Below are 19047 nucleotides of genomic sequence, written 5' to 3'. Positions count from 1 at the left end.
GCACGCGCGAAAACCTCATGCAGGGGGCCACGCAGATCAAGCTGATGGCAGGCGGCGGCGTCACTTCAGCATATGATCCAATCCACACGATCCAGTTCACGGACGACGAATTTAAGGCCGCTGTCGAGGCGACGGAAGCCTGGGGCACCTATGTTACTACGCACGCGATCAACAATGAAGCCGTTGTTCACTCTATTGAAAACGGAGCAAAAAGCGTCGAGCACGCTCATATGTCGACGCGCGAGACGTTGCAGCTCTTCAAGGACAAGGACGTGTGGCTCAGCATGCAGCCCTTCCTTGACGACGAAGACGCACCTGCCCTGAACGAGTTCCAGAAAGCCAAGTACAAGTTCGTCACCGACGGGACCGATTTTGTCTATCGCACCGCCAAGGAACTGGGCCTCAAGATCGCCTTCGGCACCGACACGCTGTTCAGTGCGGACCTCGCGAAACGGCAGGGGGCCGTGCTTGCCAAGATGCAGCGATGGTTCACTCCCTACGAGACGCTCAAGATGGCCACCTGCGACAACGCCGAATTGCTGAAGATGTCGGGTCCGCTGACGCCGTATCCGCTCGGCCCGCTGGGCGTCATCGAGGAAGGCGCCTATGCAGACATGATCCTCGTGAACGGCAACCCGCTGGAAAATCTCGACCTGATCAGCGACGCGAAGGCGAACTTCGGCATGATCATGAAGGATGGCGTCATCTACAAGTACGACATGGAGTAGCGCCTGTTTTTTGGCCAGACTCAATCATCTTCGGATCGTTTCGGCGACTTTGGTCGCCGGAATGAAAATGCGCCGAAGCCGCTGGCTGGCTCGACGGGCCGCACTGCGGCATCCAGTGTTGCTAGTTCGGGTCGAGGACGAACGAATAGCTTCCTGCCACTTTGATTGAAACGAGAGCCATTTCAACAGGTCCAACTCAACGCCACCTCAACCGACATACGCCGTTTTTCTCCGTCGTTTGCCCCCGAAAGCCGCCCAACGTCACCCAGCGCCGAGATAGGAAATTCGCGAAATCAAAGGCTTGCCGCACAAGTGGCTGATTTTTGTAAGTTATTGGAATCTATCAATTATCGGCTCATAACCTGAAGGTCGTAGGTTCAAATCCCACCCCCGTAAGCAAAATTTATACACGTTATCAAAGACTTTAATTCGGCCTCGGCCGATCAAGTTTTTGATGTCGCGTTTTTCATCAACGCCACATCAACGTTTGACGAGTCCTCAGGGCGGAACCACGGGAGTTGTTCCTGCTTGCCCCAAATTGGACAGGCAGGAGCGCGCGGAACATATTTCTCCGAAACAGCCCGCTAGTGACCCAGAGGGCTCAGCAACCCCATTTCTAGGTCCAGCAGGACCTCAATCGGCCATCGCTATACCGGTCGCCCGTGTGACTAGCCGAGTGAATTGCCTCGTCACTGTCACGTCTTTCCCGCCAAGGTTTTCGGCTTTCAGTACCGGGCGTTCGTTCAAGAAGCCAGTCGGGAAATCAGGAACGCCTCCGTACGCTCATGCGCTTCTTCGGCCGCTTCTTCCACATAGTCCGCCGGGCGGGCATCGTTTGCGAAGGCGTGACCGGCACCTTCGTAGGTAAAGACTTCCATGTCCGGAAAAAACGCACGCGCAGCATCGAGCATTTCCGCGGGAACATGACTGTCGTTGCTGCCATAGTGTCCTTGGACCGGTGCCTTGAGCGGCGCGATTTGGTACTGGGGCAAGCGTGTGCCGTAAAACGCGACCGCCGCGCCGATATCGAGGATCTGCGCGGCGCGGATGGCCAGCCCGCCGCCCCAACAGAAGCCAATCACGCCGACCTTGCCGCCCTTGGCTTTCAACGCCTGGACCGCTGCATCCACGTCCAGCATCGTCGTTTCAAGGTTCGAAGCGAGCATCATGTCCCGGCCGCGCGGTCCCTCGGTGAAAGGGATTACGGCGTCCTTCTCGAACCTGTCGAAAAGTGCCGGAATGGCGACTTCGAATCCAAGCGCAGCGTAGCGCGCGGCAACACTCTTGAGCTGGTCAGTGACCCCGAAGATCTCCTGCAGGATCACGATCCCGCCCTTGCGCGCGCCCTGCGCTCCTTCGATCCAGCAGTCCAGTTTATGGCCGTCCGAGGCCGTTAGCTCGGTGAACATTCTTCTCATTCTCCTATTGGGAAGGCGCCTGTGCCGCGTAAACTTGCGGCACAGGCGAGCGATTACTGAGCTACCGGAACCCCGGCTTCCTCGAAGTACCGGATCGCGCCCGGGTGGTAGGGCATCGTGTTTTTCGGGGCCATGGCGCCGAAATCGGCGGCCTTGAAGGCACCGAAAGAGTTTCCGAGCGCCTCCTGGTTCTGGTGCAAAACACTGATGAGATTGTACACAAGCTCTTCGTCGACATCGGCGTTCGCGAGCAGCATCCACGGAACCCGCACGATGCTGGCGCCCCGTTGCTGCAGGCCGTTGATATTCTCGTTCTGCGGCAGGCTGACGATGATGCCGGAGGGCAGCACCGCGTCGAGGGCCGCCTCTGCGGCGTCGCTGTCGGCCGCTGAAATGTAGCACAGGCCGCCGCGGTTCTGCAGCTTGACCGCTGCTTCCTGCCCGGCACCGGAATTCAGGCTGACAAGCGCGATGTCCACGAGGCCGTCGCCGAGCGCCTTGATCCCGTCGACGAAGCTCGACACCGGAACCTGTTTGAAGGCCTCGTATTCCAGACCTTCGGTGGCGAGGATACCTTCGATGTAGAAGGGGATGATCGTGGACGAGGTGTATTGGGACGCGATCCGCAGATCCCCGGCCTTGTCTTTCAGGTCGGCCACTGTTTCCAACCCGAGATCGCACGGGGCCATGATCCCTGTGGTGAGCGAGAACATCTGACCGACAAGGCGGACATTCGTGTGCTCGCGGTCGAAATTGCCGGTAGCCGTGTAGGCGAAGGCCGCTTCGGCACCGTTCGAGAAGCCGAAATCGACCTCGCCGGAATTGAGCAGCGGCATGTAGCCCACCAGCGGTTGCGTTCGCACGGTGATACCGTTCTCGTTGGCGACGACGGCGACGGCCTGTCCGGAATTGTAGGCCAGCGAACCTTGTGCGCCGGTTGCCATAGACACGACCTGTGCCGATGCCGCCGTGCAGAACGCGATGCCGGTCAGCGCGGCTGCAGCAAGAATTTTGGATGACGTCATAGTTTCCTCCCTGTGGTCATCAGTGTGATTTGTGGATCAGATGAAGTTCCTGTTCTCCCCGGTGTTGGCAGCGGTCAGGATCAGTGCCGTGCCGAGAGCCACGACCGCGATCCCGAAGCCGATATGGAGGGCGGTAGAAACGCCGATGAAGCCAAGCGGCAGAGCGAGGGCCCCGAGCGCCACGAAGGCGAGGCGCAGGGCCATGTTGAGACGGCGGCCCCAGTAGCCCGCGATCCCCACGGTTACGCCGGCCACGCCGACAGCCGTAAGTGCTGCCGCGACGACCGTCTCTGTCATGGTGCCCTCAAACAGCAACGCCGGAGTCGCCACGAAGGCGAAGGGCAGGATGAAAGCGGCCCAGCCGACCCGCATCGCGTGCAGCCCGGTCCGAATGGCGCCGGCGCCCGAGATCGCCGCGGCGGCGAAAGCCGCGAGCGCCACGGGGGGCGTGATCATCGACATCATCCCGAAATAGAGGATGAAGAGATGCGCCGCGATCGGCGTCACGCCCGCCTCGACGAGCGACGGCGCTACGAGCGAGGCAAGCAGCACGTAGACTCCCGAAGTGGGCATGCCCATGCCGAGGATGATGCAGACAACGGCAGAGATCAGCAGCAGCAGGACGATGCTGGAGCCGACCGCGTCGACCAGCAGTAGCGTGAGCGCGAAGCCGAGCCCGGTCACGTTCAGCACGCCGATCACGAAGCCGGCGGCTGCGACGACCAAGATGAGATCGACCATCGCGATTCCGGTGCTGACGAAAACCAGACCGAGCGCTCGCAGCGACAAGCGTGTTCCCTTGTAGCCGCGTACAAGGCCTGCGAGAGCGATGGCTATGGCTGCCATGAGAGCGGAATCTTCCGGATCGAGCCTGATCCAGAACAGCCCGTACAGCAGTACCGCGAAGGGGATAAGGAAGTGCCAGCCTTCGGCCAGAACCTCTCGAACGGTCGTCGCGACTTCGTCAGGCGCGGCAATCCCGTCGCGCGCGGCGATCAGGTCTACCTGCAGAAACACGGCGATGTAGTAGAGAACGGCCGGAACGAGTGCCGCCGCAGCGACGGTCGCATAGGGAATATCAAGGAACTCGGCCATCAGGAAGGCGGCCGCTCCCATGATCGGCGGTGTGAGCTGGCCGCCGGTCGAGGCCACGGACTCGATGGCACCGGCATCTTCCTTCGAGTAGCCGCCGCGTTGCATCAACGGGATCGTGATCACCCCGGTTGTCGCTACGTTGGAGACGGCACTGCCCGAGATCGACCCGAAGAGGGCGGACCCGAAAACCGCGATCTTGGCACTGCCGCCGCGGGTGCGCCCCGTGGCGGCCATCGCGAGGTCGGTGAAGAAGGCACCACCGCCCGCGGCAAAGAGCAACTGTCCGAAGAAGACGAAGAGCAGAACCGTGATCGTACCGACCGCGAGTGGAGAGGAGAAGACTGCCGAACTGTCGAAACCGACATATTCGACCAGCCGCTGCGCCGAAAGCTCGCGCCCTACGAGGCGGCCCGGAACCTTGTCGGCGAAAAGCGCGTAGACGAGGAAAACGGCCACGATGCCAAAGAGCATGAACCCCGCGCGCCGGCGGATGCCTTCCATGACCGCGAGGACGACAACCGAGCCAACCAACGTAATCTGCCATGGCCGGTAGAACTGTTCCTCGAGCAACCAGACAAAGTCTATGGCGGCATAGAGCAGGGTTCCGAGGCAGATGAAGGCGATTGCGAGATCGACGAGACTCGGTTTGTCCACTTCCTTTCCGTCCGGTCCGAAACGGAGAAAGACGATGGTGAGCGCAAGGCCCAGGATCAGGGCCATGTATTGCTGGCGCAGAAGGGCGAAACCAAGACGGGTATGCGCCTCGAGGTTCCAAAGGATGCAGGCCATAACCATCGTCGCGGCAAGGATTGCCACGAGCCAGTCGATGCGGGTTTTCGGTGCCGCGCTGTTGCCCATCACGCCACCTCTTCCGGCCAGTAGAGCCGCATCGGGTTGTCGATGAGCAACTTCCGCTGCAACTCCTTTGTGGGGGCAATGCGCGGGATCACATCCACGAGTTTGCCGTCATCGGGCATGTGCGAGCGCATGTTCGGATGCGGCCAGTCGGTTCCCCACAGCACGCGATCCGGGAAGCGTTCCACGAGCGCGCGGCCAAAGGGAATGACGTCGTCATAGGGCGGGCCGGCGACGGTCAGCCGCTCGGGGCAGGTCGCCTTGACCCAAAACCGGTCACTTTCTTCCAGAAGTTGAAGGAAGCGCCTGAAAGACGCCGAGTCGAGGCCCTGGGCAGTGTCGGGGCGGCCCATGTGATCAACGACAATGGTACCGGGCAGGGACAGCAGGAAGGGCCTTAGATCTTCCAGTTCGGAAGATTCGAAATAGACGACGATATGCCAGCCCCGGTCCGACAGCCGTGCGGCGATCCTCTGATAGGACTCCTTCGGTGCATCGCCTACAAGCCGCTTGAGGAAGTTGAACCGGACGCCCCGAATGCCGCCGTCATGCAGTTTGTCGAGTTCCCGATCGGTCACGTCTTCGCCGATCACCGCGACGCCACGGGCGGCTCCGCTGGACTGTGCAATCGCATCGAGCAGCGCCGCGTTGTCGCGCCCGTGGCACGTGGCCTGAACGATCACATTGCGGGAAAACCCCAGCCGGTCGCGCAGCGCAAAGAGGGTTTCAGCGCTGGCATCGACGGGGGTGTACTTGCGCTCCGGGGCAAAGGGAAAACGTTCGGCGGGCCCGAAAACGTGGCAATGCGCGTCCACTGCGCCCGAAGGTACGCGGAATATCGGCACCGACGGTGACGGGTGATACGGCATGTATGCGGCCTCGGCAGCAGCTGCGCCGACAGCCGCCTGCTCAGGCTGGCTCATCTGATTTCCTCCCTTTCCAAGGAGAGTATCGATTCGACCAACATTCGGGAAATTGATATTCATGTTGTTACCAATCACTTTGAATGATGTGGAGCCGTCATGCTGCAGGCTTTCGATCTCAACCTGTTCCTCGTTCTTCACGTCCTTCTGGAAGAGCGGAGCGTGACGCGGACCGGTGAGCGCCTCGGTCGGACGCAGTCGGCGATCTCCAATTCCCTCAAGCGGCTGCGCGATCATTTCGACGACCCTTTGCTGGTCCGTACGCCCGACGGTCTCCGCCCGACGCCGCGCGCCGAGGAGCTTGCGCCGCAGGTGGCCGAGATTGTGCGGCTCTCCACCGGCTGCGTCGAACAGGAGCGTGCTTTTGACCCTACCACGGCCGAAGCCCGCTTCATGCTGGGAGCGCCGGACCGGTTCAGCCTGCCGGTGTTCCTGCCATTGCTCGAAAATATGCGAACGGTGGCGCCAGCCATCTCGGTGACCCTTCGGGCGACGGATCGGGCCTACGCCATCCGGATGATCGAGGAGGAGGAGATCGACGTGGCCATCGGCTGGTTCGACAATGTGCCGGGACATCTGAGCCAACAATTCGCCTTCGAGGACCGTTTTGTTTGCCTGTGCCGTTCGGAGCACCCGTTGCTTGCGCGCGGTCCTCAACCGGCATTGCAGGAAATCCTGGACTACCCGCATCTCGTGGTCAGTTCGTCCGGCGGCCGTCGGGCTGTTTTCGATACGATCCTCGCGCGCAACGGGTTGCAGCGCTCCATTGCCGCGACGATGACGAGTTTCACCATCGTTCCAGAGTTGCTTCAGAAGTCGAACCTCGTCGGGGTCTTTACCCACCGAACGGCGGAATATTTCGCCCGCCGGTTTGATCTCGTGACAGCACCGGTTCCGCTGGAGGTCGCGCCGATTGCAAACCAGTTGATCTGGCACAAGCGGTTCAACGCCGATGAGCCGCATGCCTGGCTGCGCGAGCAAATCCTGCTCGCCTGTGCGCAGCCCTGACGGCACGAAACCGCGTTGCGGCCTCATTGGACCGGTGGTGTTCCGTGGGTGTGGAAGCTTTCGATTGTCTTGAGCCCCCAGGCCTGGCCTTTCTTTCGGTCTGCCTCGGTCCAGCGGACCGGCTCCCAGTCCGGGTCAAGGATCAACCGCGCGCCGGCATTGGCCAGCTCCACCCGGTTGCCCGCAGGCTCCCAGACATAGAGGAAGAAGGTGTTCTGGATCGCATGCTTGTGCGGACCGGTCTCGATGAAGACGCCGTTTTCAAGGAAAATGTCGGCGGCGCGGAGGATATCCTCGCGCTGGTCGGTGGCATAGGTGACGTGATGCAGCCGACCATTGCCGCCGCCATGCTCCTCGGTGCAGGCGAGGTCATAGATCTTGTTGTTCACCGTGAACCAGCAGCCGCCGAGCCGGCCATTGTCGAGCTGGATATACTCGGTGATCCGGGAGCCGAGGCAGGTTGTCATGAACCGGCGGACTTCGGTGACATCCTCGGAGAGAAGGTTCAGGTGGTCGAGCCTGCGAGGACAGGCGCCGGTGGCGTGGAACCGCCTTGCATTGTTCTTCAGTGCGGGCGCATCCGCTTCGCTGGCGACATATTTGTTGGTCTCCCAGTAGAGCTCGAAAATATGGCCGAACGGATCCTCGAACCGGAAAGCGCGTCCGTGGCCGAGATCGCCATCGACCCAGCCATGGGTCTTGTAGCCGCTCGCCTCGATAGCGGCGACACGTCGTTCCAGCGCCTCGGGCGAGCTGGTGCGACAGCCGATATGCCCGACGCCGGTCGTATCGGACCGGGTGAGTTTCAGGGAGTGGAATTCGTAATCGTCCCAGGCGCGCAGATAGGCGCTGGTTTCGTCCTGTCCCGAAAGCGTCAGGCCGAAAACCCGGATAAAAAAGTCCAGGCTTTCCTCGAACTTGTCGGTCAGCACTTCGACATGACCCAGATGGGCGACGTCCTGGCAGGGGTCGGGCATGGTGTCCTCCACATTGGCTTCCGGCGCGATCCGGAATTCGGTCTCTTTCCTCAGGTTTGCTCGGTATGCCGGCCAGGGGTCAGCGGGGAAAGACGACCCCGTCCATCAGCTTGCGCGCCGTGCGCAGGATGGCGGCGCTCTTGACAGCACCTTCCTCGTCCAGCTCTGCCACGACGGTCATCTCACCGGTCGGATGCTCGATGGGAAGAGCCCGCTCCGCGCCCCTGCCGCGCCGTGCCAGGGCATAGGCCGGAGCGCCTTCGAGCAGGCAGGCGGTCGCGACGCTCACCGCACCCAGCACGCCGATCGTCTTGTGGCAGCGATGCGGAATGAAGGTCCGCGTTGAAATCGCGCCACCCTGGCGGGGCGCACTGACCATGGTCATCTTCGGAACGGATTTTTCGGTGACATCGCCGAGATTCATCAGCGGCCCGCAGGCCAGCCGGATCTTTTCCAACTGGAGAGTCAACGCCGTGTTCGCTTCCAGTTCCTCCGGTGTCTCTTGTCCGGTGATGCCCATGTCCGAGGCCCGCAGCACCACGCAGGGCATGCCGTTATCGATCATGGTAACTTCGACCCCCTCGACCACATCCACGACGTTGCCAGTGGGGAGCAATGCGCCACAGCTCGACCCGGCCGTGTCCCGGAATGCGACCGGGATCGCGGCGGCCTTACCCGGAACGCCGTCGATGGAGGCATCGCCCGCATAGTCGACCCGGCCACCCGGCGTCTGCACTCTGGAAACGGCGACCTGCCCGCTATTTTCCATGTAGATGGTCACCGGCGTCTCGCCGTCCCGTGCCACGACAAGCCCGCGTTCGATAGCGAAGGGGCCGACACCGGCGAGAATGTTGCCGCAGTTCTGCGCGTCCGTGACGATGGGCCGGTCGACGAAAACCTGCAAGAAAAGATAGTCGACATCGACACCCTCGCGGTCGGAAGGCGACACCACGGCGACCTTGGAGGTCAGCGGGTCCGCACCACCCATCCCGTCGATCTGCCGGATGTCGGGGGAGCCCATGATGCCGAGCAGGAGCGCGTCCCTCTCCTCCGGGCCTTCGGGCAGGTCGGAGGCGAGGAAGTACCCGCCCTTCGACGTGCCTCCCCGCATCCACATCGCCGGAATGCCGTCAGACATATTTCAGGCCCTTCTCGGCCAGCCGCTCGCGCATCTTGTAGATATCGAGCCCAAGCTCGCCGGCTTCGAACCGCGCGCGCTTGGCTGCCTCGTTGGCCTCCCGGGCGCGGGCTTTCTCCAGCACCTCCACCGCTTCCTCCCGACGGACAACGCAGACGCCGTCATCGTCGGCGACGATCACGTCCCCCGGGTTGACCAGCGCGCCCGCGCAGACAATTGGTACGTTGACCGAACCAAGCGTCTCTTTCACCGTCCCTTGCGCGAAAACCGCTTTCGACCATACGGGGAAGCCCATTTCCGTGAGGTCGCGCACGTCGCGCACGCCGGCATCGATGATCAGCCCGCGGCAGCCCCTCGCCATGGCCGATGTCGCCAGCAGATCACCGAAATAACCGGCATCGGAGGGTGAGGTGGGGGCGAGGACGAGGATGTCCCCGTCGCGGATCTGTTCGATGGCGACATGGACCATCCAATTGTCACAAGGCGCGGCCGAGATCGTCACGGCCGATGCGCCAACCCGCGCGCCGGAATAGATCGGCCGCATATAGGCTGCCACGAGTCCCTTGCGTCCCTGCGCTTCATGAACCGTCGCGACGCCGCACGCGCCGAGCCCGGCAACGACTTCCGGATCGGCCCGTTCGATATTCTGCACAACCAGGTTCGCCATCAGAGTTCATCCACGGTGCGCGGGAATACCGACTGGAAGCCTTCGGCGTATTTGGCCGCGCGCCCCCCGGCTTGTCCGCCCGAATTGCGTCGGAAATGGTTGCCGCGGTTCTCGGCCACGTTGGTGTAGAAATCCCACAGGTGGTGCTGGCCTTCCATGCACTCGATGGCGGCACGCTTCTGGTCCCAGACCTCGGTGATGTCGAGGAAGGTGTCCGGTTTCCAGCCCATCTGCTCGGTCTGGTGCGGCTCGAACAGGTAGAGCTGCGGCGCACCCAGCACTTTCTCGCCCGGATTGTGGCCCCAGGCCTGAGCGATCATGCGGCAGGTCAGCACGAACTCCGTCGTGCGCATGTGGTCGGTGTTGTAGGGGTCGTATTGCGAGTGGCTCAGCATGAAACGCGGCTGCACGGTGCGGATGATATCGACCACACGCGCCTGCGCCTCGTCGCCAAGGTCCAGCGGGTAGTCGCCTAGGTCGAGAAACTGGATGTCATGCACATCGAGTGCTACGGCAGCATTCTCCGCTTCCTTGCGGCGGATCGCCTTCACCTCGTCGAGGGTCTTGCCTTCCTTCCACAACCGCGCGCTCTCGCCACGCTCGCCATAAGACAGGCAGGCGACCGTCACTTCATAACCGAGCTTCTGATGCAAAGCGATGGCGCCGCCACAGCGCCAGACGAAATCGGCAGCGTGGGCGGAAATCACCAATGCGGTCTTGGGGTCACTCATCTCGGTCCTCCGGTGCGGAAACTTCCATTCTCAAACTGTTCATAGAGCGCGACTGCGCCGCGTGACCATTTCAAACGGATGGTATTATCATAAGTTTTCGGTATATGAGCTGCCAATTTTGTTGGAGTTGTGACCATGGACATATACAAACTTAATTTGCGCCACCTCCGCGCCTTCTGCGAAACCGCGCGCGTGGGAAGTATTTCGGCGGCGGCGTCGGAGGTGCATCTGTCTCAGCCGGCGATCACCCAGGCCCTGGCGAAGCTGGAAAAATCGCTGGACGTCGCGCTTTTCGTTCGCAACCGCGTTGGCATCTTCCTGACCGAGCCGGGTACAGGTTTTCGGGACCGGGTGGCGCGGGCACAGGAACATCTCAGGCAGGGTGCGGAGCGTTGCGGCCGGGCTGGCGGCCGAAAGCGGTCGGGTGGCTTCCAGCGCTTCGATCACCTGGTGACGAGCGCGCAATTGCGGGCTCTGCTGGCGGTGGAGGATGCGGGAAACTTCTCCTGGGCGGCACGGAGGGTCGGCATCGCCCAGCCCGCCTTGTACCGAACGGCGCGTGACCTCGAACGGCTTTCGGGCGTTTCGCTCTATGGAAAAACGGCCCAAGGAATCGAGCTGACGCCGGCTGCACAGGCCCTGGCCCTGTCCGCCCGGCTGGCCTATGCGGAGCTGAAACAGGGGATCGACGAAATCAATGCCTGGCTGGGCCATGACAGCGCTGAAGTGGTGATCGGCGCAATGCCTCTGGCCAAATCCTATGTCCTCCCCAAGGCAATCAACGATTTAACGCGCCTACGTCCGGACGTCCGGGTGCGCGTGGTTGATGGGCCTTACGCGGATCTGCTGCACGGATTGCGGCATGGTCAGATTGATCTTCTGATCGGTGCGCTGCGCGACCCGGTTCCGGCGGATGACGTAGAGCAGGCGCCCTTGTTCGATGACGCCTTGGCGATCCTCGCCCGCAGCGGCCACCCGCTCGCGGAGCGGACCTTCGTCGCTATTCGCGATCTTGCCGACTATGCCTGGGTGACGCCTCCGAAGGGCGTGCCGACGCGGGTCTTGTTTGACTCCCTGTTTTCCCAAGCAGATGTCGAGGCACCGCGTCGGATCGTGGAAACATCCTCCCAGATCGTCCTGCGCGGGTTGCTGATGGGAAGCGACAGGCTGACGATCCTTTCGCCGCACCAGGTTCGTCTGGAAATGGAGCAAGGGCTTCTGTGCCGGCTGAAGGTCGAACTCGAAGGGGCCAGTCGTATGATCGGTCTCTCGACCCGAAAGGACTGGCAGCCAACCGCAACGCAATCCCTGCTTTTGGAGCTGTTGGCAAAGGCGGCGCGCAAACGTTTCGATTGAGCATTGCCTATATCAATATTGAATGAACTTAATGAGCATTCAATTTCCTTTCTCTCCTGTTGCGGTGGTAGCGACAAAGAAACCGACACCCAGTCAGGACCTCCACCATGCCAGCCTCCGACAACCGCCAGTGCCGCGCGCTCGCCGTCGCCCTGATTGGCTTCGGCGAAGCTGCGCGGGGGCGATGTCAGAGCAAACTGGCTTGAGTGGGGCAGGGGGCTTGCAAAGCTATCTGTGATGACCAAGCGCAGCCCATTCCGCTATTTCAAGACATCACCCGAGATCATCCGCCTTGCGGTCATGATGTACATCCGCTTCCCGCTTTCGCTCCGGAACGTCGAGGACCTGCTGCACGAGCGGGGTGTCGATATAAGCCACGAAACCGTCCGCTACTGGTGGCACCGGTTTGGGCCGTTGTTCGCAGCCAAAATCCGGAAACGTCGCATCGAGGGGATGCGGTCGAGCCACTGGCGTTGGAATCTCGACGAGATGTCCGTGAAGATCAACGGCGAGCGCCATTATCTTTGGCGCGCGGTCGATCACGAGGGCGAGGTTCTCGAGAGCTTCGTGACGAAGACGCGGGACAAGAAGGCGGCATTGAAATTCCTTAGGAAAACGTTGAAGCGCCACGGCCGGGCGGATGTCTTCGTGACCGATTGCCTGCGGTCCTACGGTGCCGCGATGAAAGCGATCGGAGTGGCAGACCGCCAGGAAACTGGCCGTTGGTTGAACAACCGGGCGGAGAATTCGGACCTGCCATTCCGACGACGAGAACGAGCAATGCAACGGTTCCGGCGGATGCGAAGTTTGCAGATGTTCGTCTCCGTCCAAGCCTCGGTATTCAACCATTTCAATTCGGAACGCAGCCTCTCCTCTAGAGCAAATTTCAAGGCAAACCGCGCCGCCGCTCTCACCGAGTGGCGCGGTCTCTGTGCGGCTTAAGGGGCAGCCAGCCTGCCCATGGCGAGACTGGTTCGAACTTCTCTGACACCTCCTATCCCGCCGCTGCCGTGGTCGACTTTCTCACCGCCGTTCTCGGCCGCCAGGAGATCTGTTGTCGATTCGTTTACCTTCTCGCTATCGATATTGTCGGTGATGAATACCCGTAATCCCATGCACTCAACCAACAGATCGTCATGTGAAGCGTTGGGCGTAACCCGGACTTCGATCTGGGTTCCGGGGACCGAAAGATCTGACAGGACGCCGTGTTTCATAGTTGCAGCCTTCCGTGACGCGTCCCCATTTCTCGAAGAGATGTAATTTAAATATATCATAAAGTGGATCGTGATGCTAGCATGATGCCCGGCCGGGCCTCGGGACCGCATTGTGTAACTCAGGTGAAGTGTTCAAGCCCGAAACCTGTCCCCGTCGGTTTCAACCTGCATGCGCGTTGACAACTCCAAGTCATTAATTTCTATAGGCTTTTATGGTGGAACAATAGCTGCAAAATCTGGGAAGCCCAGTGTGGTGTCTCGGCCGGGAGGCCGGTATTCAATTTCGGAGCCTAAATCTGACTAATTCTATCCGTCCGCCGAATGTACTTGCCGACGAAATTAATACGCATGACCTACTCATAATTTATGACCATGGAAACCTGAAGACTCGCTCCGATTTCTGACAAATTCGCACAACCATTTTTTCCCACACAATTGACGAAATTGCGGAGGCATCGGTAGGATCTGCGCCTCATTTGTCGCAGTCGGCATTAAAGGGTGCTCAAAAGTTCTTGGATAAAGAGTAAGTTGCTGAATTTAAATCCAAAAAACGATAGCGATAACCTGCCTATCAGTTACACAATATCTTATTGTATACGCATTCGAATTTCTGCATGACGCAGATCAAGGACGAGGATGTTCGGGTTTGTCAAGAAGCCCACGATCCGGCCCGTAGAGCCGGAAAAACGGGATCGCAAGATTGCAGAGCATATCGAAATCAGGAGCGGACGTTGTCCAGCTCAAGGAGGCGGTAGCGAACCTTCCGACAGGAAATGCACTGCCTATCCTGGCCGAGATCCACGAGGCACTCGGCCGGTTGGTCAAGAGTGGAACGACCGCAGTGATCGACCTCGGGTCGATACCCTTCACGGGGGGAGACGAAAAACTCCTTCAAGAGGTCCTCGGCGAAGGTGAAGTCAACGCCGTTCTGAACGCGTTGGGCGAGAGCTTTGTTCAGGAGACAGAGATTCCGGGCGTGTGGCGGGTCGACCATTACGATCAACAGGGTGAGACCCAGTCGAGGTTCATCGAAGTTACGTTCATCCCCGACATCCTGAGAACGCACCGGGAAGACGCCGTGCGTGGACACGAAATGCTGGCCGAACGCCTTAACGGGAAGACTGGCGCCGACAAAAAGGGAGGGTAGTGCAGATGCCGAGTGGTCCGTTGTTGCCAAAACTGATGAAGGCACACGGGGTCAGTCGCAGGAGTTTCGTGAAGTACTGCGCGTCTCTGACCTCGCTCATGGCCCTGCCGCCCGCGATGGCGCCGCGGGTCGCTCACGCTCTGGAGACAGCTCCCCGACCGTCGGTGATCTGGCTCTCCTTCCAGGAATGCACCGGCTGCACCGAGGCGATCACCCGTTCGAGCACTCCATCGCTGGAAGAGTTGATCTTCGACGCGATCTCACTGGATTACCACCACACCCTTCAGGCGGCATCCGGCGCCGCCGCCGAGCACGCCCGCGAAGAGGCCATGCGGGAGTATCACGGCAAGTATCTAGTGATTGTCGATGGCTCGATTCCGCTGGACGAACCGGGATATTCCGCCATCGCCGGCATATCCAACCTCGATATGCTGAAAGAGACGGCCGAAGGCGCCGCCGCGATTGTAAGCGTGGGCACCTGCGCGGCCTATGGTGGCCTGCCACAGGCGAACCCGAACCCGACCGGCGCGGGGGCCGTTTCGGATATCATCAAGGACAAGCCGATCATCAACGTTCCAGGCTGTCCGCCCATTCCAATGGTGATGACGGCGGTTCTGGCCCATTACCTGACATTCGGCATCCCCGATCTGGATGAGCTTGGCCGGCCCAAGGCCTACTTCGCCGAGTCTATCCATGACCGCTGCTACCGCCGCCCGTTCTATGACAAGGGGCTCTTCGCCGAAGGGTTCGACGACGAGGGCGCGCGCGCGGGCTGGTGCCTCTACAAGCTTGGCTGCAAGGGCCCGACCACCAAGAGCGTCTGCGCCACGGTGAAATGGAACGACGGGACCAGCTTCCCGATCGAAGCCGGGCATGGATGCCTTGGCTGCACGGAGCCCGACTTCTGGGACAATGGCGGCTTCTACAAGCCGCTCTCCGCGCCCGCTGGCAACTATCGCCGCGTCGGGCAAGCCGCCGTGATTGCTGGCGTCGCTGCCGGTGCCGGTGGTGCTTATCTCGCCAGAAAAGGAAAGGCGGATGCGCTTGCCAACCACGAAACCGTCGATGCCTTCACGCTCGAGAAGGAGGAGAAGGAGTCATGAATAACCCGAACTTCGACCTTCTGATGTTCGCACGCGGACCGCTCTTTGACATCGCCTTGCTGGTCTTTGTCGCCGGTGTCCTGATCCGAGTGGTCGAGATCCTCGTCCTTGGACGGAAAAAGGATTTCTCCAAGGCCAAGGGCAAGCCTGTTCAGCAGGGGATCAAGACGATCTTCACACGGACCTTCCCACGCCCCGGCGCAATCAAGCCGAACCCGATCACCATCGTCGGTGGCTATGTCTTCCACATCGGTTTCTTCATAGCGTTCCTGTTGTTCGTGCCGCATATCGCGTTGATCGAGGAACTGATCGGGCTGAGCTGGCCGGGCGTTGGTCGGGTGATCATCGAGAGTTCGACGGTCTTGGCCGTTATCGCGGGGCTTGCGTTACTCTACACCCGCTGGCGCGATCCGGTTCGCCGAAAGCTGACGACCTGGGTGGACTACCTGGTTCTGATCCTCAGCCTGTTGCCGCTGATCACCGGTTACGTGGCCGTCAACAAGCTCTTCGGCGATCCGACCTTCATGATGGCGCTGCACATCCTGTCGGTCGACATCCTGATGATCGTCTTCCCATTCACCAAACTGATGCACGCGTTCACCTTTGCGATGGCGCGCTACTACAACGGATCGATCCAGGGCCGCAAAGGAGCTGAATCATGAGTGCGAGTGCCGAACGCGGCGTGAATGCCCTGCGCGAACAGGTCGACGCCCCGGTTGCCAGCTTCTTTTCCAGCTGCGTGAACTGTGGCCTCTGCGCCGATGCCTGCATCTTCTTCCATGAAACAGACGACCCGCAATACACGCCGATCCGAAAGGTCGAGCTTCTGCGGCGGGTCTGGGAGAACGAGTACACGCTCTTCGGGCGATTGAAGTCGATGGCGGGGCTTGGCAACAAGATCACAGACGAAGATTTCTCCGAGGCCGAAAGGCTGGTCTATGACAGCTGCACCATGTGCGGACGTTGCACCATGGTCTGCCCGGTGGGCAACGACATTACGTTGATGATACGCAAGATGCGCGAAGGCATGTCGGCCGCTGGTCACGCGCCTGTCGAGCTGATTGGGGCGGCCAAGCGGCATACGAATGGCAACAGCCCGATGGGGGATCTAAGCAAGGCTATTCAGGTGCAGGTCAAGCATGCCAGCGCCGAGACCGGGATCGAGATCGAGTTCGACAAGCCGGGCATGGACTACCTCGTCATCCTGTCGGCGCAGGAAATTGCCGAATACCCGGAAGTGATCGGCGCCATGGCGAAGATCTTCAAACAGGCCGGCGTTACCTGGACAATCTCCCTGGAGGCCTTCGAAGCAACCAATGTGGGCATCCAGATCGGCAACCGGGACGTGGCGAAATACCTCGTCACCCGCGTGGTCGAGGCTGCCGAGAGGTTGGGGGTCAAGAAGGTCATCAGCCCCGAATGCGGCCACGCCTATCAGGCGATGCGCTGGGAAGGTCCAAACCTGATCGGCCGCGAATACGACTTCGAGGTGGTTCACATCATTGAACTGCTCGACCAACTCCGCGCCGAGGGCAAGCTCAAGACCTCCGGCAAGGACAGCGACAAGATCACCTTCCACGACCCGTGCCAGATCAACCGCCGCGGTGGCATCAACAAGGAACCGCGCCGGCTGCTGAACATGGTCGCAGAGAATTTCGTCGAGACCGACGATGCCGGAACGATGAACTGGTGTTGCTCCGCTGGTGGCGGGGTTGGCGCGAATGAGCGTGCAGCAGACCTCAAGAACGCCGCCTTCCAGCTCAAGAAGCGGCAGTTCGAGAAAGTCGCGCCAGACAAGATCGTCACCATGTGCGCCTTCTGCCACCACACGCTGGAGAACGCTCTGGAAGACAACGACATGGATATCGAGGTGGCCGGCCTGACCGAGATGATGGCCGAATACCTCGTCGACGAGGATTGAGGGGAGATACGAGATGGCAGAAAGACTGGTCGTAGACCCCATCACACGGATCGAGGGGCACCTGCGCGTCGAGGCGCAGATGGACGGCAACAGGATCGCCGAGGCCTATTCGTCGGGCACGATGGTCCGCGGCATCGAGATCATCCTGCGCGACCGTGACCCGCGCGACGCCTGGGCCTTTGCCCAGCGGATCTGCGGTGTCTGTACGTTGGTTCATGGCATGGCCTCGGTCCGCGCGGTTGAAGATGCGCTGAACTGGAAGATTCCGAAGAACGCGCAGCTGATCCGCAACCTGATGATCGCCTCGCAATACGTGCATGACCACGTAATGCACTTCTATCACCTGCATGCGCTGGATTGGGTGGATGTGGTCTCGGCGCTTAAGGCCGATCCCGAGGCGACATCGGAGCTGACCGAATCGCTCAGCAGTTATCCGCGCTCCTCTCCGGGGCATTTTGCGGACGTGAAGAAGAAGCTGAAGGGCTTCGTTGAATCCGGGCAGTTGGGGATCTTCTCCGGCGGCTACTGGGGGCACCCGGGCTACAGGCTGCCGCCCGAAGCGAACCTTATGGCCGTCGCGCACTACCTCGATGCGCTCGCCTGGCAACGCGAGGTCTCCAAGCTGCACACGATCTTCGGCGGCAAGAACCCGCATCCGAACTTTGTCTGCGGCGGTGTGCCCTCCCCGATCGACCCCAATTCCGAAACCGCCATCAACATGGCGGCGCTGAGCCAGGTCTCCTCGCTCATCACCCAAATGGAAGACTTCGTGAACCAGGCCTATCTGCCGGACACGCTGGCCATCGCGTCCTTCTACAAGGATTGGGGTGCCATCGGTGAAGGCGTCGGCAACTTCATGTGCTATGGCGACTTCCCGACCGGCGAATACAACGACCCATCGACCTTCTTGGTGCCGCGCGGCGTGATCCTCGACCGGGATCTTTCCACGATCCACGACGTGGACCTGCACGAAGAAGGTCAGATCGAGGAATACGTCGATCACGCCTGGTACAAGTACCAGGGTGGCAAGGGCACCGGCCTGCACCCCTATGACGGCGAGACCGAGCTGAACTACACCGGGCCGAAACCGCCCTACACGCAGCTCGACGTCGATCAGGAGTACTCCTGGCTGAAATCGCCACGCTGGAAGGGCAAGCCGATGGAAGTTGGCCCGCTTTCACGGATGCTGATGCTCTATGCCAAGGGTCATGATCAGGCGAAGGAACTGGTCGACAGCACGCTGAGCACGCTGGACGTGCCAGTCGAGGCGCTGTTCTCGACGCTGGGCCGGACAGCGGCGCGGACGCTGGAGACCAAGATCTACCTCGACATGATGCGCGGCTGGTACAACGACCTTGTCGCCAACATCGCTGCGGGCGATCTCCAGACCCACAACGACGAATTCTGGGACCCCGCAACCTGGCCAAGCGTGGCCAAGGGCGCGGGCTACATGGAGGCCCCGCGCGGCGCACTCGGCCACTGGATCGTCATCAAGAACCGCAAGATCGACAACTACCAGGCCATTGTTCCGACAACGTGGAACGCCGGCCCGCGGGATTCCGACGGCGTCTCAGGTCCTTACGAGGCGGCGTTGAAAGGGCACGAACTGGCCAATCCGGACCAGCCGCTGGAGATCCTGCGCACCATCCACAGCTTCGATCCCTGCATCGCCTGTGCGGTGCATATGGTTGGCGAAGACGGCGACGAGAAACTCAAGATCAAGGTCCGCTGAGACCCGCGC

Annotated in this window: 18 protein-coding genes; 9 read left to right on the top strand and 9 right to left on the bottom strand. The window is 60.8% G+C overall.

Features of this window, described 5'->3' with window-relative positions; translation table 11 throughout:
• The coding region (locus tag ACFQ2S_RS15965) for an amidohydrolase family protein (protein ID WP_386075948.1) at window positions 1-728 on the top strand (728 nt) is incomplete at its 5' end.
• Between the two features lie 743 nt (window positions 729-1471).
• Here ACFQ2S_RS15965 and ACFQ2S_RS15960 read toward each other — a convergent pair.
• From ACFQ2S_RS15960 to ACFQ2S_RS15945, 4 genes are all read right to left on the bottom strand, one after another.
• Window positions 1472-2137 carry a dienelactone hydrolase family protein gene (locus ACFQ2S_RS15960; protein ID WP_386075946.1) on the bottom strand — a complete coding sequence of 222 codons (666 nt, stop codon included), beginning with the start codon at window positions 2135-2137 and terminating at the stop codon, window positions 1472-1474.
• 62 nt (window positions 2138-2199) lie between these two features.
• The gene (locus tag ACFQ2S_RS15955) at window positions 2200-3171 is read right to left on the bottom strand and encodes a TAXI family TRAP transporter solute-binding subunit (protein ID WP_386075944.1); all 972 of its coding nucleotides are present in this window, start codon (window positions 3169-3171) and stop codon (window positions 2200-2202) included.
• A 36-nt stretch (window positions 3172-3207) separates the two neighbouring features.
• Entirely contained in the window at window positions 3208-5124 is a 1917-nt protein-coding gene (locus ACFQ2S_RS15950) for a TRAP transporter permease (protein ID WP_386075943.1), read from the bottom strand.
• Window positions 5124-6185 (bottom strand): amidohydrolase family protein, encoded by a 1062-nt coding sequence (locus ACFQ2S_RS15945; protein WP_386075941.1) that lies wholly within the window; start codon window positions 6183-6185, stop codon window positions 5124-5126. The genes ACFQ2S_RS15950 and ACFQ2S_RS15945 overlap by 1 nt, the downstream gene beginning before the upstream one ends.
• Here ACFQ2S_RS15945 and ACFQ2S_RS15940 point away from each other — a divergent pair.
• On the top strand, window positions 6144-7052 hold the full coding sequence (locus ACFQ2S_RS15940; RefSeq protein WP_386075939.1) for a LysR family transcriptional regulator: 909 nt from the start codon (window positions 6144-6146) through the stop codon (window positions 7050-7052). The two genes, ACFQ2S_RS15945 and ACFQ2S_RS15940, sit on opposite strands and share 42 nt — an antisense overlap.
• 23 nt (window positions 7053-7075) lie before the next feature.
• Here the strand turns inward: ACFQ2S_RS15940 and ACFQ2S_RS15935 are convergent, their stop codons facing one another.
• The 4 genes from ACFQ2S_RS15935 to ACFQ2S_RS15920 all read right to left on the bottom strand — a co-directional run bounded on the left by ACFQ2S_RS15935 (window position 7076) and on the right by ACFQ2S_RS15920 (window position 10565).
• Window positions 7076-8029, bottom strand: coding sequence for a VOC family protein (locus ACFQ2S_RS15935; RefSeq protein ID WP_386075937.1), 954 nt, complete (start codon window positions 8027-8029; stop codon window positions 7076-7078).
• 79 nt (window positions 8030-8108) lie between these two features.
• Window positions 8109-9167: a 4-oxalomesaconate tautomerase gene (locus ACFQ2S_RS15930; protein WP_386075935.1), complete on the bottom strand. Its 1059-nt coding sequence runs from the start codon at window positions 9165-9167 to the stop codon at window positions 8109-8111.
• A complete protein-coding gene (gene ligK / locus ACFQ2S_RS15925) occupies window positions 9160-9834 on the bottom strand; it encodes a 4-carboxy-4-hydroxy-2-oxoadipate aldolase/oxaloacetate decarboxylase (RefSeq protein ID WP_386075933.1) in 675 nt (224 codons plus the stop codon). Before ligK ends, ACFQ2S_RS15930 begins: the two co-directional genes overlap by 8 nt.
• On the bottom strand, window positions 9834-10565 hold the full coding sequence (locus tag ACFQ2S_RS15920) for a PIG-L deacetylase family protein (RefSeq protein WP_386075932.1): 732 nt from the start codon (window positions 10563-10565) through the stop codon (window positions 9834-9836). Before ACFQ2S_RS15920 ends, ligK begins: the two co-directional genes overlap by 1 nt.
• Window positions 10566-10700: 135 nt before the next feature.
• Here ACFQ2S_RS15920 and ACFQ2S_RS15915 point away from each other — a divergent pair, with 135 nt between their 5' ends.
• Complete coding sequence (locus tag ACFQ2S_RS15915) at window positions 10701-11921, top strand: LysR family transcriptional regulator (RefSeq protein WP_386075930.1); 1221 nt, start codon at window positions 10701-10703, stop codon at window positions 11919-11921.
• Window positions 11922-12158: 237 nt separating this feature from the next.
• Window positions 12159-12863 (top strand): IS6 family transposase, encoded by a 705-nt coding sequence (locus tag ACFQ2S_RS15910; protein ID WP_386075952.1) that lies wholly within the window; start codon window positions 12159-12161, stop codon window positions 12861-12863.
• Here the strand turns inward: ACFQ2S_RS15910 and ACFQ2S_RS15905 are convergent.
• On the bottom strand, window positions 12860-13135 hold the full coding sequence (locus ACFQ2S_RS15905) for a DUF167 domain-containing protein (protein ID WP_386075929.1): 276 nt from the start codon (window positions 13133-13135) through the stop codon (window positions 12860-12862). The two genes, ACFQ2S_RS15910 and ACFQ2S_RS15905, sit on opposite strands and share 4 nt — an antisense overlap.
• A gap of 700 nt (window positions 13136-13835) precedes the next feature.
• Between ACFQ2S_RS15905 and ACFQ2S_RS15900 the strand changes: the two genes are divergently transcribed.
• The 5 genes from ACFQ2S_RS15900 to ACFQ2S_RS15880 are packed head-to-tail and all read left to right on the top strand — an operon-like array spanning window position 13836 to window position 19038.
• Window positions 13836-14282 carry a hydrogenase expression/formation C-terminal domain-containing protein gene (locus ACFQ2S_RS15900; protein WP_386075927.1) on the top strand — a complete coding sequence of 149 codons (447 nt, stop codon included), beginning with the start codon at window positions 13836-13838 and terminating at the stop codon, window positions 14280-14282.
• Between the two features lie 5 nt (window positions 14283-14287).
• On the top strand, window positions 14288-15385 hold the full coding sequence (locus ACFQ2S_RS15895) for a hydrogenase small subunit (protein ID WP_386075925.1): 1098 nt from the start codon (window positions 14288-14290) through the stop codon (window positions 15383-15385).
• On the top strand, window positions 15382-16047 hold the full coding sequence (locus ACFQ2S_RS15890) for a hypothetical protein (protein ID WP_386075923.1): 666 nt from the start codon (window positions 15382-15384) through the stop codon (window positions 16045-16047). The genes ACFQ2S_RS15895 and ACFQ2S_RS15890 overlap by 4 nt, the downstream gene beginning before the upstream one ends.
• Window positions 16044-17306, top strand: coding sequence for a (Fe-S)-binding protein (locus ACFQ2S_RS15885; RefSeq protein ID WP_386075921.1), 1263 nt, complete (start codon window positions 16044-16046; stop codon window positions 17304-17306). Before ACFQ2S_RS15890 ends, ACFQ2S_RS15885 begins: the two co-directional genes overlap by 4 nt.
• Before the next feature lie 13 nt (window positions 17307-17319).
• Window positions 17320-19038 (top strand): nickel-dependent hydrogenase large subunit, encoded by a 1719-nt coding sequence (locus ACFQ2S_RS15880; RefSeq protein ID WP_386075919.1) that lies wholly within the window; start codon window positions 17320-17322, stop codon window positions 19036-19038.
• Window positions 19039-19047 lie beyond the last annotated feature (9 nt).

Source organism: Tropicimonas aquimaris (assembly GCF_042676185.1).
Classification (GTDB): Bacteria; Pseudomonadota; Alphaproteobacteria; order Rhodobacterales; family Rhodobacteraceae; genus Tropicimonas; species Tropicimonas aquimaris.
This window is presented reverse-complemented; position numbering and strand designations above follow the sequence as displayed.